Annotated in this window: 13 protein-coding genes; 3 read left to right on the top strand and 10 right to left on the bottom strand. The window is 43.9% G+C overall.

Annotated features, from left to right (window positions below; genetic code table 11):
* Window positions 1-10 precede the first annotated feature (10 nt).
* Window positions 11-1,027: a DUF748 domain-containing protein gene (locus tag NKI27_RS05290; protein ID WP_265048646.1), complete on the bottom strand. Its 1,017-nt coding sequence runs from the start codon at window positions 1,025-1,027 to the stop codon at window positions 11-13.
* Window positions 943-1,455, bottom strand: coding sequence for a hypothetical protein (locus tag NKI27_RS05285; RefSeq protein WP_265048645.1), 513 nt, complete (start codon window positions 1,453-1,455; stop codon window positions 943-945). The genes NKI27_RS05290 and NKI27_RS05285 overlap by 85 nt, the downstream gene beginning before the upstream one ends.
* Before the next feature lie 316 nt (window positions 1,456-1,771).
* On the opposite strand from NKI27_RS05285, the gene NKI27_RS05280 reads away from it, so the two are divergent.
* On the top strand, window positions 1,772-4,024 hold the full coding sequence (locus NKI27_RS05280) for a sensor domain-containing phosphodiesterase (protein WP_265048644.1): 2,253 nt from the start codon (window positions 1,772-1,774) through the stop codon (window positions 4,022-4,024).
* A 48-nt stretch (window positions 4,025-4,072) separates the two neighbouring features.
* On the opposite strand, the gene NKI27_RS05275 is transcribed toward NKI27_RS05280, so the two are convergent.
* From NKI27_RS05275 to NKI27_RS05250, 6 genes are all read right to left on the bottom strand, one after another.
* A complete protein-coding gene (locus NKI27_RS05275; protein WP_265048643.1) occupies window positions 4,073-5,131 on the bottom strand; it encodes a saccharopine dehydrogenase family protein in 1,059 nt (352 codons plus the stop codon).
* Between the two features lie 59 nt (window positions 5,132-5,190).
* Window positions 5,191-5,955 (bottom strand): SDR family oxidoreductase, encoded by a 765-nt coding sequence (locus tag NKI27_RS05270; RefSeq protein ID WP_265048642.1) that lies wholly within the window; start codon window positions 5,953-5,955, stop codon window positions 5,191-5,193.
* Between the two features lie 125 nt (window positions 5,956-6,080).
* Window positions 6,081-6,773 (bottom strand): histidine phosphatase family protein, encoded by a 693-nt coding sequence (locus NKI27_RS05265; protein WP_265048641.1) that lies wholly within the window; start codon window positions 6,771-6,773, stop codon window positions 6,081-6,083.
* The gene (locus tag NKI27_RS05260; RefSeq protein ID WP_265048640.1) at window positions 6,773-7,837 is read right to left on the bottom strand and encodes a phosphotransferase family protein; all 1,065 of its coding nucleotides are present in this window, start codon (window positions 7,835-7,837) and stop codon (window positions 6,773-6,775) included. The genes NKI27_RS05265 and NKI27_RS05260 overlap by 1 nt, the downstream gene beginning before the upstream one ends.
* A 39-nt stretch (window positions 7,838-7,876) precedes the next feature.
* Window positions 7,877-8,683, bottom strand: coding sequence for an SDR family oxidoreductase (locus tag NKI27_RS05255; RefSeq protein WP_265048639.1), 807 nt, complete (start codon window positions 8,681-8,683; stop codon window positions 7,877-7,879).
* 18 nt (window positions 8,684-8,701) lie between these two features.
* Window positions 8,702-9,922: an acyl-CoA dehydrogenase family protein gene (locus tag NKI27_RS05250; protein ID WP_265048638.1), complete on the bottom strand. Its 1,221-nt coding sequence runs from the start codon at window positions 9,920-9,922 to the stop codon at window positions 8,702-8,704.
* A 212-nt stretch (window positions 9,923-10,134) separates the two neighbouring features.
* Here NKI27_RS05250 and NKI27_RS05245 point away from each other — a divergent pair, with 212 nt between their 5' ends.
* Both NKI27_RS05245 and NKI27_RS05240 read left to right on the top strand, forming a co-directional pair.
* A complete protein-coding gene (locus tag NKI27_RS05245) occupies window positions 10,135-11,031 on the top strand; it encodes a LysR family transcriptional regulator (RefSeq protein WP_265048637.1) in 897 nt (298 codons plus the stop codon).
* A 140-nt stretch (window positions 11,032-11,171) separates the two neighbouring features.
* Window positions 11,172-12,356 carry a GGDEF domain-containing protein gene (locus NKI27_RS05240; protein ID WP_265048636.1) on the top strand — a complete coding sequence of 395 codons (1,185 nt, stop codon included), beginning with the start codon at window positions 11,172-11,174 and terminating at the stop codon, window positions 12,354-12,356.
* Here NKI27_RS05240 and NKI27_RS05235 read toward each other — a convergent pair.
* Together NKI27_RS05235 and acs are read right to left on the bottom strand one after the other, a co-directional pair.
* Window positions 12,317-12,973 carry a response regulator transcription factor gene (locus NKI27_RS05235; protein WP_265048635.1) on the bottom strand — a complete coding sequence of 219 codons (657 nt, stop codon included), beginning with the start codon at window positions 12,971-12,973 and terminating at the stop codon, window positions 12,317-12,319. The genes NKI27_RS05240 and NKI27_RS05235 overlap by 40 nt on opposite strands.
* A gap of 1 nt (window position 12,974) precedes the next feature.
* Window positions 12,975-14,921, bottom strand: coding sequence for an acetate--CoA ligase (gene acs, locus NKI27_RS05230; protein WP_265048634.1), 1,947 nt, complete (start codon window positions 14,919-14,921; stop codon window positions 12,975-12,977).
* Window positions 14,922-14,956 lie beyond the last annotated feature (35 nt).

Here is a 14,956-nt window from a genome sequence, read left to right as displayed (position 1 = left end):
TTAACGCAGACTATGTCGAGAATGTTAAGCTCGGCTTAGCATCTTTGCTTGAGTTAATTTGCGGGGTACAAAGTAGCAGCCTAGATGAACTAATCCCCTCTTCATCAACCATGTAATCTTTAAAGTTCTCGACACGTTGATTTGAGATAGCGTTCAGTTGCTCGATATCGGATGCTTCCGTCATTTTAGTACCTGCAGGCTTATCGATATCGGCGGCGACGGCAACAGCACATAGCTTAAGGCTGACATCCTCTTTATCTTTCATTAAGGCCGAAAACTCCTCCAAAAACACGTCATGTTCGGGTTGCAATGCCACTTCACCTGCGGGGTAAACCAAATCATTAACCCGCACTTTAAGTGCAAACTCACCTGCAACAATCGCCACTTTAACCACGCTAGCGTAAGGTACAAAGGTGGTCATTAAATAATCTTTTGCGGCAGAAAGCGTAGCCTGCTGAATCACCAATGTCATAAACCCGGAAAGACCAAATGACGGACTATTAATATCACCTAAAAGCGGAAGAGATAATTCAACATTACCATCACCATCTTTAAGCAAACCGAGCGCCATATTAAACGGCACCGATGTTTGGTCGTTAATGGAACCCGCTTCGTGATCATCGGCAGCCGTTAGCTCTATCCCTCTTAACAAAACATCGGCTTCGCCATCAATAATGTCTCCTGTTAAGGTCACATCTAAGCCCAAGTCTAATTGACCACTTTGGATTTCATACCGAAGCGCCTCTTTTATATAGGCAGATATCCCCGGCAAACTGACTTCGTGAAAAAAACCATTAAGATGATAAAAGGGCGTTGCTGAAAACGGTTTTGCGCGACCAGAAAAATTAAAACTAGCATATTTGTCGCTTTTCCCCACCACGGTATAAAGGCTTTCATCGTCAGGCCGCTGAGTATCAAACGGGCCCGCATTAAGGGTTGTCACTATAAAGTGCCGTTTATAAGCAGGGCTAACACCATTATCAGTAAAATATATATGCGCATCATTTTTAAGGTTAAACGCGCCCAAAGCAACTGCAAAGGCTTCACGATTCTTTGCAGGTGGTTGCGATATACGTTCAACCGAGGCCAAGCAACCGTAATGCTATCCGCCCCCAACTCAATAACATGTTGCCCGTGATAGCTCGCCTGCCCTTCAAGTTCCGTTATGTTGTCAGGCAAAAAGTGTTTGAATCGAGCTATATCTATTTTGGTTAGCCCCACGTCTACCATGACGTTTCCGGTCCCTGCGTTTAAGTCTGCCTTAATTTCAAGAGAGAGTGATGACTGATTAATCTCGCTATCAATAGCTAACAATAAGCGCTGAGCGGCTAATGTGGCATTAAGATCGCTAATAACAAACGAGTTAAGTTTGAGTTCATGAAGCGCTTCATCAATTGCTAACTCAATGGCCGAGTTTTTCAGCGTCAGGGTGGGTATAACGAATTGAAGCATCACTGGATAACACAAGCTGTTGTTGTTCTAAATAGTCAGACAAGAAATGTCGAATCTCTGTGGGAGATAAAGCCCAAACCAGCAAATATAACAAGATAAAAAATAACAGCGTATAGGTTATTATTTTTTTAAACGTACGCAACATTATGATTCCTCACCTTAAACGTGCTTATTCAGAATAACAGATTGAAAATAATAGCATTCAGGCCAAATAAACACGACCGGCATCCATGACTTCCAGCCCCAATGTTCTATACTCTATTAAGTCATGCTCGTTAAAGACCTAAATATTAATTGAATTAGCAGGAACCTGATTTCAATGAACCAACAACTACTCTCTTCTTTACTAGACGCGCAGCAAAACGTTATAGAAAAGATCGCATTAAGCGCGCCACTAGAAGAGTGTTTAAACAGCATTTGTGAGCAAATCGAAAGTGTTATTGATTCAGCTAACGCGAAAAGCTCAATTCTTATTCTAGACGGAAATCAGCTTCTTCATGGCGCAGCCCCCCATTTGCCTCAAGCCTATTGTGACGCAATTGATGGCGTGACGATTGGGCCTTCAGTGGGTTCATGTGGAACAGCTGTCTACCGAAAAGAACAGGTTATCGTGAATGATATAGAGCATGACCCACTATGGGCCGACTATAAAGACATTGCATTACAACACGGCCTCAAAGCCTGTTGGTCAACCCCTATCATCTCATCCAAACATGAAGTGTTGGGCAGCTTTGCTATCTATTACACCCAAGTAAAAAAGCCAAGCGCCATTCACTTAGAACTTATCGAAAAGTTTTCTCACCTCTCAAGCCTAGCAATCGAAAAAGAAAAAGCTCACCAAAGAGAGCAAGCACTCACATCAGAACTGAAGTTTACTAACGAAAAGCTACAAGCATTAACGAGTGTTATGCCCGATATGGCAATAGTGATTGATGAGAAAGGGATGTATGTTGATGTTTATGGGTCAGAAAGCCAACTACTAATTATCTCGCCTGAAACACTAATAGGTAAGTACATCAACGATGTTATTCCCGATCAGAACGCTCAATCAATGATGACCATTATTGATAAAACGCTTGACTCGGAAGAGATACAAATTTTTGAATACGACCTTGATGTTCAGGGGGGGGCCTGCACATTTGAAGGACGTACTGCCGTTATCAACAACTACCAACCTGACCAGCCGAACAAACGTCACGTTTTATGGATAGCGAGGGATATAACAGCTCGAAAAATAGCAGAAGAGCAGGTGCAACAATTAGCGTTCTTTGATCCGATAACTGCACTACCTAATCGAAGATTTCTCACCGAGCGGCTACAGACGACTATAGAAAGAGTCATACAAAACCGTGAAGTTGGGGCTTTGCTCATTCTTGATTTAGATAACTTTAAACGCATTAATGATTCATTAGGGCACAATGTAGGCGATCAACTTTTAAAAATGGTCGCCGCTAGATTAACCCCTGTTTTAAAAGATGCTGACACCATTGGCCGTATTGCGGGTGACGATTTTATCATTATGTTAGAAGCATTAGATAAAGATAGAAACATTACAGCCAGTAACGCGACCATCGTTGCAGAAAAGCTAATCACCAGTATGTCTCAACCCTTTAAGCTCGATAATGAAGAGTATAAAATCAGGTGTAGTATTGGTATTAGCTTGATTGAAGGCAACGAAATAACCGCTGACGAAGCACTTAAACGTGTTGAAACCGCCATGTACCGCTCTAAAAAGCTTGGGGGTAACAGTTACTCATTTTACGAACCTGCATTACAAGAAATTATTGATCAACGCTTACAAATTGAGCGAGAAATTATCAGTTCCATTAAGAAAGATGAGTTTTCAGCATATTTCCAGCCGCAATTAGACCGCAAGGGAAACATCATTGGCGCTGAAGCGCTCATACGCTGGAACCACCCTGAAAAAGGCCTAATATCCCCGTTCCATTTTATACCCGTGGCAGAACAGTCAGGGCTAATCCATCAACTTCAACATATCGTTTTAAGAGATGCCTGCCTATTATTCAGGAGTTTAGGCAATCGTTACATCAATGATAACCAATTCACGCTGGCTATTAATATCAGCGCGTGCCAGTTTAGAACCGAACTAAACCAGAGTTTGCTCGGCACATTAGAAGAGTACGGACTATCGCCTCAAAAAATTAAGTTAGAAATTACAGAAAGCATGCTAATGATCGATAGAGACCATACCATTGATCAAATAAAACAACTCAAGAAAGAAGGTTTTTGGGTGTCTATTGATGATTTTGGCACAGGCTATTCGTCGTTATCTTACCTCCACTCATTTCCTGTCGATGAATTAAAAATTGACCGAAGTTTTATCGATAATATGCATGATGGTGAAGGTGGAACGGCTATCGTAGACACCATTATCGATCTCGCCGAGAACCTAGGCTTTACCGTAATGGCTGAAGGCGTTGAAACTCAGAAACAAATGGATGTGTTAAATCAACGAAACATTAGAGGGATGCAAGGATTCTTCCTTTCACACCCCCTACCCGCAGATAATTTTACTAAGTGGGTTAATAGTCACACGACAAAGGTGCAATAGAACAATCAACGCTTATTTCTACTTTACTCGTTTCAACGGTGCTCGTTTCTACTGCAGACGAATCTCCGTCGTGTCGGGCAAGGTCGAAACAAAATGACTTCCCATCATTAACGACGGTGTCAAACTCCCTACTTTATCGTTTTTTCCATTTATAAAGTGGTCAACTATAGCGAGCGGCCCCAGTACCGTCACATCGTATCCGTTCGGTGTTTCAAGGTAGGCTGTTTTAACCTGACCTGAACGATTACGGACTTCTCCCCAAACTGAAGAGCGATATTTACGCCTAATAGACTCATCAGGACCGGCTATTTTTTTATCTATCTGCTTTTTCAAGAAATCCTGAATAAAGCTTAATCTCAATGCAGGTCTCAATAGCGCGGCAACCTTAACCATGCGAATAGTCTTTTTAGAGGCAGGTATATAGACTTCGATATTTGGGATACCCGTCGAGTAAAAAGCAGTACTTACATCCCCCCACGCAATGTTCATCGCTTTTCGGGGGCCTTTACCAAAATCAATCGTTCGGGTGTTAACACCCGACGAGACGATGTCACCATCAATACGCACTTTATTGCCATTCGCTAAACCTTCTACTGAGCTTTTTGCCGTACCAGGGCTTAATGCCGAACCACCAGAGAAACCTAACGTTAAGTGCGTTGCATCAGGCATCGCTTCAGAGAGTACCCGAGCAACACAGTCTGTGGGTATCACATCAAAACCAATACCTGGACAAACCACAATCCCGGCGGCTTTTGCGCGCCCATTAACCACATCACTATGTGCATACTCAAATACTTCGATTTCGCCCGTTATATCAAAATAGTGAGTCGAAGACAGAATACAGGCTTCAATCATCTGTTTACTGGTATGAGCAAACGGGCCAGCGCAGTGAATAACCATAGCAACATCAGCCAACTGCTCAGCAACGGTTTGAGGGTTATCAAGGTCAAACACTCGATAGTCGAAATTTAAACGCGTCGCAACGGCTTTAACCTTAGCTTCATTTCTGCCTGCCAAAATGGGCGTTAACCCTCTTTGCTTTGCCTCTTGCGCGATTAACTGCGCACTGTAACCATAGGCCCCATAAATTAACCAAGATTGACTCATTTTTACACCCTTATTTCGTTGTTTCGTACTACCAAGCTTAAACTACGCTGACTAACCGATTAACCTAACAAGTAACCACCATCAACATTCAAGCAGGTACCTGTAGTGTAGCTCGCCGCATCTGAAGCCAAATACAGCGCCGCGCCTGCCATTTCATCTGGGCTAGCAACTCGGTTCATGGGTACATGCTCCATCGCTTTCTTCAAGATCGCAGGATTATTGACAATAGTGGAAGCAAATTTAGTATCTGTCGCACCAGGTAGAATGGCATTCACTCTAATATTCAATGCAGCACACTCTTTAGCGAATGTTTTGGTCATTGAGATAACCGCCGCTTTAGTGATTGAATAAATGCCTTGAAAGGGCCCTGGAATAACGCCGTTAACAGAGGCGACATTTACAATAGCCCCACCGCCACTCTTTTTCATCAGTTTCGCGCCATAAGTCGACATGAAGAAGTAGCCTCTAATATTCACGTCAACTGTTTTTTGAAACGCACTCAAGTCTGTGTCTAACACATGACCAAAGTAAGGGTTGGCGGCTGCATTATTGACCAGAATATCCAACTTACCGTGTTTTTCTTCAATTTGTTTAAAAATAGACTCAACCTGCTCCATATCGCCAATATGACAAGCGATCGCTTCAGCACTTCCGCCAGCCTTTTTAATGTCATCAGCCACCTGCTGACAACCTTCTACCTTGCGGCTCGAGATAATAACGTGAGCACCATTCTCGGCCAACTGCTTAGCAATACTTTCGCCAATACCACGACTTGCGCCAGTGACTAATGCCACTTTACCTGTCAAATCAAATAAATTACTCATCCTATCCTCTCTTTCTTATCTTTATTGGTTCATTAGTCTCAACTAGAAACATTGATATTTTATAACCATAACGATGCGTTCTTTATCATCCACGCAAATGCGGAGATCCATTTTATGCCAACAATCTAACGGTAAGTCACCCAATCACTACCCGCCATTTCGAGGTGACTATGATTATTCAAATACGACATACTGATTCGGTCACCTGAAAACAGTAACTTGGTTACCCCTGTATTCACCAGCATTTCGTTAACCGATAATGTCTCTCGGTCTCCAAGCTTAAGAATCTGCTGCAAGATCACTGAAATCGGCCCGCCCGAGGTAAATATCACAATATTTTTTGCCTCAGGCGACTGTTCAATAATCGTTTTTAACGCATTATTGCACCGGTTTTGAAACTGCCGCCATGTTTCTTCATAGTCAGTATCATGATTACCCGAAACCCAACGAATCACCGCATCTGAGAACGCCTGTTGAAATGCTTTTTGGGGTATCGGTGCTTTTGCAATATCTGTCGCCATGGTATTGAAATCTTTCCACTCAGGCCGATACTTAACGAGTATTTCAACATGATTAAACTCGTTAAAGCCCGAGTGAGTAACCGTGGCTAAATGGCTACCACCAAACCCCGACATAAAATAATTCGCCGTCTGCTCATGTCGTAGTAAATTGCCTGAATAAAAACGATCAGGGTTCGCCGTTTTGCTAAACGCTTGCCCTAATATTTCTGATTGCTCACAACCTTTTTCAGACAGTTTGTCGTAATCAGCTTTGCCAAACGACGCTTGCCCATGCCTCACCAAATAAATCGCACCCATTAGAGTTCACTTTTCTCTATCAGTTTCAAGCAACGCTGCTCTAAATACTGTGCAGCATGAACAAAACCCGCAAACCGCTTATCTTTAGTATGCCCATGATAGTAACGGTTATATATTTGCTGAATAATCGCCGCTAATCGGAACAGGCCATATATTTCATAAAAATCAAATGAGGCAAGTGCTAACCCTGATTTTTTCACGTAATACTCAATCACTTCTTTCCGTGTGAGCATTCCCTTTAGATGAGTCGGTTGACGTCGCATAAACTGAAACTGCGGGTCATCATCAGCTTCTACCCAATATGCAAGGGTGTTACCCAAGTCCATCAACGGGTCACCCAGGGTTGCCATTTCCCAATCGAGCACACCGATAATATCGAATGGGTTATCGGGGTTTAAAACGACATTATCAAAACGATAGTCATTATGAATAATGCAAGTACCCACATCGTCTGGCATATTTTCTTTGAGCCATGCCATTACAGTCTCAAACGAGGTGGCATCATCTGTGATGGCTTTAGTATAACGGTCACTCCAGCCTTCAATTTGACGCTTCACATAACCGCCACCTTTACCAATGCTGTCAAGGCCTGCCTTCTTGTAATCAACCTGATGAAGTTCAACCAACTTATCAATGACATTAAGGCATAGTCGACGGGTATCGTCTTCGTTTAGAGCGACTTCTTTAGGCATCTCTTTACGTGGAATAATGCCCACAAAGCGCTCCATAACGTAGAAGTCACATCCCATCACAGAGTGATCATCGCACTGCGCTAACACACCCGGTACATAGGGGTAGACCGGACGTAACGATTGCATAATATTAGATTCACGAATCATGTCATGAGCTGATTTCGCTATATGACCAAACGGAGGTCTGCGCAAGATCAAATCACGATTATGATACTGTAATAAATAAGTGAGGTTAGACGCTCCACCGGCAAACTGTTTAACCGTCAGCGGTCCTTCTAGGTCTGGTAGTACCTGTTTGAGATATTGATCAACTTTATCCAGATCAAGAGATTCTCCTTCCCTTACTTCAGATGCTTCATCTAATACTGACATTACGCCCCCTATCAACTTGCTGGTGTGATTTGTTCTTGTTTAGTTACGAAATAATTTCTTGGCTTGATGCTGCATGAGCATATTAAACCCTTTAGCTGAGAGACGTTTTACATACCACATTCGACGCTCAAACGGGTGCGTTACCACCCAGAATTCTTCTTTCATATAAGCCTGAAAAATACTGTCTGCAACATCTTCAGCGGTAATCTTTGAGCGGCTCATTAACTTATTAACTTTTGAGTGGACGCCCCCAATATGAGACCGCATCGATTCCGTTAAGTTAGTTTGAAAAAACGCGGGACAAACAACACTGGTGGTAATATTGTGAGTGCAAAGCTCTGCCAGTAGCGTTTCAGACAACGAGACAACACCGGCTTTTGTTGCATTGTAGTTGCTCATCATCGGTGCACTCAACAAGCCTGCCGCTGAGGCGATATTGACAAAGTGACCGCTCCCTTGCTGCTTAAATAGCGGCGTGAAGGTCTTACACCCTCTTACCACGCCCATCAAATTAACATCAATCACCCATTGCCAATCGGCAAGGCTAACATCTTCAATAGCCCCTGCTGTACCGGCTACACCCGCATTATTGACGACTATATCGACACCGCCCCAACGATCTTCTAGTTCAGTACGTACACTTTCAAGATGCTTTACTTTGGTCACATCACAAAATAAGTAGAGTGCATCTGGTGCGATAGCTTTCAGTTCAGTTTCTGCTTCATGGCCACGCTCATCATTCACGTCGCCTATACAGACCTTAAACCCTTCTCGGGCAAAACGCATCGCGATGGCTTTTCCGAGGCCACTTGCACCGCCGGTTATAAATATTCGTTTATCATTCATTATTCGATTGCTCTCAGATTACTTTTTCATCAAATGCTTATATTTCGCCAATTCAAACTTTGAAACCAATAGACGGTGCACTTCGTCTGGTCCGTCTGCTAACCGCAAGCATCGCGCATAGGCGAACAATTGAGTCAATGGAAAGTCTTCACTCATGCCTGCGCCGCCATGAATTTGAATAGCTTGATCAACAATGGTCTGCAATACATTAGGCGCAACCACTTTAATTTGTGAGACATCGCTTATTGCCCCCATGATGCCTTTAGTATCGAGCGTCCATGCGGCTTTAAGCGTTAACAGTCGAGCCTGCTCAATCGACATTCTGGCATTGGCAATAATATCTCGGTTACCCCCTAACTTAGCTAAAGGTTGACCAAATGCTTCTCGGCTTACCGCGCGTTTAATAAGTAACTCCAACGCACGTTCTGATGCACCAATCGCACGCATACAGTGGTGGATACGGCCTGGGCCTAAACGCCCTTGAGCGACTTCAAACCCTCGCCCAGGGCCTGCGATAATGGCACTCTTAGGCAATCTAACATTGGTAAAGCTCACTTCACCATGTCCATAAGGCTCATCTAAATCACCAAAAACAGGCAGCATTCGCTCGACTTTTACACCTGGCGTATTCATGGGTACCAACACCATTGAGTGCCGCTGATGACGATGTGCGTCAGGGTTTGTTACCCCCATAAAGATCAACACCTGGCAATCAGGATGACCTATACCGGTACTCCACCACTTGGTGCCATTCAGAACCACCTCGTCCCCTTCTACCATCGCTGTCGCAGCCATATTAGTGGCATCTGAAGACGCAACATCTGGCTCTGTCATACAAAATGCAGATCGGATCTTTCCTTCCAGTAACGGGGTTAGCCATTGTTCTTTTTGCTGTTCCGAACCATAGTGAACCAACACTTCCATATTGCCGGTGTCAGGCGCATTACAGTTGAAAATTTCAGGCGCAATAAAACTGCGTCCAGTTTGTTCTGCAATTGGGGCATATTCAGCATTGGTTAATGCAGGGCCATACCCCTCCACAGGCAAAAACATATTCCAGAGCCCTTCTGCCTTTGCCTTTTCTTTTAAGGTTTTAATAATCGGCAATACCACCCACGGATTTTCAAGCGATTTCAGCTCTCGAAAATACTCATCCTCAATAGGCAGTATCTCTTTTTCCATAAACGCTTTAACGCGTTTTAAATAATCCTGCGAACGTTCTGACAAGCTGAAATCCATAAAGGCCTCCAAAGGCTTAATCTAATATTAATAGGCTAACGCGTGAATACTATTGTTCACGTAATAATCTAATCCTAGTCTGAGAAAATTAATTAGACAAATGAATAGTTATAATGATTATCTATTAGTTGAATTAATAGTTAAGTATCGCTAACCTATTCGTATCAGCCACACACATACTGTCTATACGGCGACTAGAACCGAGCTATAACATGAGAATAGACCTTAACCTCTTTATTGTATTTGATGCGATCTATACCGAAGGGAACCTCACCCGGGCAGCAAGCGTACTGAACTTAACACAACCTGCGGTTAGTCACTCGCTGGCGCGATTACGAGACCACTTTGATGACCCGCTGTTCGTGCGCCAAAGCAATAAAATGCTCCCCACTGCAGTGGCTAAAAATGTCATATCAGATGTGCGTGAAGCATTGCATCAACTTCAGGTCGCGTTACAGCAGTCTAGACAATTTGACCCATCCACAGCACAAAAACGCTACGCCATTAGCGTGCATGACTCATTAGAAGCATCCTATTTGCCATATTTAATGGAGCATATAAATAAAGAAGCGCCCTCGGTAGACCTTACCAGCACCCGAGTTAGGCGCAGCGAGTTAGAAAACAAGCTAGCCTCTGGGGATATCGATTTTGCCATCGATATTCTGCTACCGGTGAGTGATAACATCTGTCATACCCAGCTCGAGAATGATCAACTGGTTGTGGTAGCGGCCAAAAACCATCCTGCCCTCAGCAACACGCTTGATCTTGACCATTACCTTGAGCAAAAACATGTGCTGGTTTCATCAAGAGTATCAGGGCCAGGCATGGAAGATTTTGAGCTAGGGCGGCTAGGTGTGCAACGCCAAGTCGGGTTGAGATGTCAGCATTTTTTCTCAGCGTGTCGAGTGGTTGAAAGCAGTAACATGTTATTAACCATGCCAGAAACAGCGGCCAAAATGTTTAGTAAAGTGCTGGATATTGCACTCTATTCATTACCTGTAGAGCTACCAGGCATTGATGTTCACCTTTACTGGCATGTTAATGTCGATAAGGACCCTGCCAATCGATGGTTGCGTAATAAAATTCTAATGGCCTCTTCAAGCCATTAATGCATAATCAAGCATAAATTTTGTTAAACACCCCGTCATAGTTATAAAGAATTGACACTGTTCACTATTTATAAGTGTAAAGGTGTTAATATTTTTTAAAAATAAAAACAAGTTGTACAACTATTGGTATGAGCCAGGCCATGAAAGCATATATCAACGAACAATTTATACCCAAAGCAACAAGACAGCTTTATCAAGATTTAGCCGCACGGTCTTACCCTGGCGTCATTTTTTATATGGCTATTTGGGCTGCGCTAATATTTCCTGAATATGACTTTTTCTTCGCCGACTCACGAATTAATACCACAATATTGTGGACATCTATTATTGCTATTTGTGCGTTCATTCGACTCTCTTGCATTTATATTTACCGCGCTCAACACAAAACCAATCCAGGCAGTAATAGCACCATACTGCTGTTAGGTGTCTCCGTCTCTAGTCTTGGTTGGGGGTTTTGTTCCGGTCAGCTGATTTTAGATCCATTATTCCAAGACGCTATCGCGTCAACACTTATTGCTGGAGCGGGTCTCTGCGCTGGAGGGTTGGCTTCACTCGCGCCATCTAGACGGTTCCTAATTCTATTTCTTATACCTATGCTGCTACCTCCTAGCATTACGATTTTGCTCATTGACCACCCATTCTCATCCTCATACTCGGCACTGTGTGTGCTCATGCTGGGCGGTCTTTATGGTATATCCGGCATTCAGCGTAAAGAGTATTTTATTGCACTTAATAGCCAGTATGAGCTCGAAGAAAAATCTAACCAACTGGCAGAGCTCAACACACTTGATCCTTTAACGGAGCTTAAAAACAAACGTTATTTTAATGAAAAAATGGATGAAGAATTTAACAGAGCAATGAGAGAAAAAGGCCCCTTATCCTTGATTGTTATCGATCTTGATAACTTTAAAAAGGTGAATGATATTTACGGGCACTTGATCGGTGACGAATGCTTAAAAGAAATGTCCAAAACGCTCAAAACTGAGTTCAACCGAACAATGGACACACTGGCACGAATTGGAGGTGAAGAGTTTGCCGTTCTGTTACCCACGCTTCATCAAGATCAAGCCATATTGATTGCAGATAAACTGAGACGTCAAATCGAAAAAATATCAATAGAATATGGCGACAGCGATGTAAATTTAACAGCCAGTCTCGGGGTTTCAACGCTGTATCCGACCAACAAAAATAGCTCGCAAGAGCTATTTAAGCAGGCAGACCTCGCGTTATATGAGGCTAAACGATTAGGTAGAAACAGAGTTGAAAGTGCGCCAACCTTGGTCGATTACTCGGGCGCGGCAGGTCGCTCTACTTCTAACTGCTGAACCGCTATTACCGCCTGAGTACGATTACGAACTCCTAGCTTTCTAAATACAGCGGTAATATGCGCTTTTATCGTTGCCTCTGAAACATCTAATTCATAGGCAATCTGCTTATTTAGTAGGCCTTCCATTAACATACCCAACACTCTAAATTGCTGCGGCGTAAGTGTGGCTAACTTTTCTGAAAAGTCACAGGTTTCAGGGTCAACGCCATCAATGCGGTCTTGCACATCAGCGGGCAACCACACATCACCGTTTAGCACAGCTTGAATACCCTCAGCGATCAATTTAAGTGACGTTGACTTAGGAATAAACCCCGACGCTCCATAATCAATCGCCTTACGAATCACCTGAATATCTTCTGTTCCTGAGATCATTACCACTGGCAGCCCCGGATACTGGCCGCGCATAAATACGAGCCCCGAAAAGCCGTGAGCCCCTGGCATATTAAGGTCAAGCAGCACAAGGTCTGCGTCAGAGTGTTCTAACACCGACCGCTGTAGCTCAGCGATCGTGTCAGCCTCAATCACCTCGACATCATCGACTGCCTGCCCTACCGCCTGCTTTAAGGCGGCACGAAACAGTGGATGATCGTCTGCAATAATGATCTTATAACTCATATCAGGTGTTTTCCCGGAATTCTATCAAATCTTCAACAACCGAAGGGTCTGCCAATGTTGAGGTATCACCTAGGCTATCATGCTCATTAGCGGCTATCTTGCGCAGGATTCTCCGCATAATTTTACCTGAGCGAGTTTTAGGTAAGCTAGGTGCCCACTGAATAAGATCAGGTGACGCCACAGGGCCGATTTCTTTACGCACCCACTGTACCAACTCAGTTTTCAATTCATCAGAAGGGTCTGCATCATGGTTTAACGTAACATAAACATAAATACCTTGCCCCTTGATGTCATGAGGATAGCCTACAACTGCCGCTTCTGCGACTAACGGATGAGCTACTAACGCACTCTCAATTTCAGCCGTCCCCATTCGGTGGCCAGACACGTTAAGCACATCATCAACACGCCCGGTGATCCAATAATAGCCATCTTCATCTCGTCGCGCCCCATCCCCTGTAAAGTAGGTTCCCGGATAAGTGCTGAAGTAAGTCAAAATAAAGCGTTCATGATCTCCGTAAACGGTTCTCATCTGCCCTGGCCAGCTATCTAATATAACCAAGTTACCTTCAGTTGCGCCCTCTAGCACATTGCCATCGCCATCCACTAACGCTGGTTGTACGCCAAAGAAAGGTAACGTTGCAGAACCTGGCTTAAGATCAGTCGCACCCGGTAAAGGTGAAATCAGAATACCGCCTGTTTCTGTCTGCCACCAAGTATCAACTACTGGACATCTCTGATCACCCACAACATTGTAATACCACTCCCATGCTTCAGGATTGATCGGCTCACCCACCGTACCCAATAGACGCAGGCTTTCACGCGTACTCTGCTTCATATACTGGTCGCCTTCGGCCATTAACGCACGAATCGCAGTGGGAGCGGTATAGAGAACATTAATCTTGTGCTTATCAACGACCTTACCTATACGGGAGCTGTCAGGGTAATTAGGCACCCCTTCAAACAACACCGTAGTCGCACCGTTCGCTAACGGTCCGTAAAGAATATACGAGTGCCCAGTTATCCAACCAAAATCAGCAGTACACCAATAGATATCACCTTGCTGATAATCAAAGACATACTCATGGGTCATCGAGGCATACACCATATACCCACCCGTAGTGTGCAATACACCTTTTGGTGTGCCAGTTGAGCCAGAGGTATAAAGCATGAATAATGGGTCTTCTGCATTCATTTCTACCGGTTCACATTCAGTGCTCGCATCAGCCATCAGTTCATGAAACCAAACATCGCGCCCTTCATGCCAATCAATATCGCCCGCCGTGTGCTGAACAACAATCACCTTTTCGACAGTTGTCACATCGTCATGCCTTAATGCGGCATCGACATTCTTTTTAAGCGGAACAGGACGACCACCACGCAGACCTTGGTCTGCGGTAATAACCCACTTAGCGCCGCCGTCTTTTACCCGCGCGGCGAGCGCTTCAGGCGAGAAACCACCAAACACAACAGAATGCATAGCCCCTATTCGAGCACATGCCAGCATAGCCACAGCGGTTTCAACAATCATGGGCATATAAATAGTCACGATATCGCCCTTTTTAACACCTTGCGTTTTTAAAACATTGGCAAACTTACATGTCTCTTGGTGGAGTTCTCGATAGGTAATGTGACGAGAGTTATCAGGGTCATCCCCTTCAAAAATAATTGCGGTTTGATCACCTCGCTCAGCTAAGTGACGATCTAGGCAGTTAGCACTGGCGTTAAGTGTCCCGTCTTCAAACCATTTAATGGATAAGTTATTACGGTCATATGAGGAATTTTTAACAGTCGTATAGGGTTTAATCCAGTCCAGCCTTTTGCCATGTTCACCCCAAAAAGCATTCGGATTTTCTACCGACTCTTTATACATTGCCATGTACTGCTCTTTGTCTACCAGTGCTCGGCTTTTTGCGGCCTCTTTTACTGGATACACCTTACCATCACTCATATTTTTATCCTCTTTGTTGATCCATTAACAATGAC

It is taken from the genome of Alkalimarinus alittae, assembly GCF_026016465.1.
In the GTDB taxonomy this organism is placed as follows: Bacteria; Pseudomonadota; Gammaproteobacteria; order Pseudomonadales; family Oleiphilaceae; genus Alkalimarinus; species Alkalimarinus alittae.
This window is presented reverse-complemented; position numbering and strand designations above follow the sequence as displayed.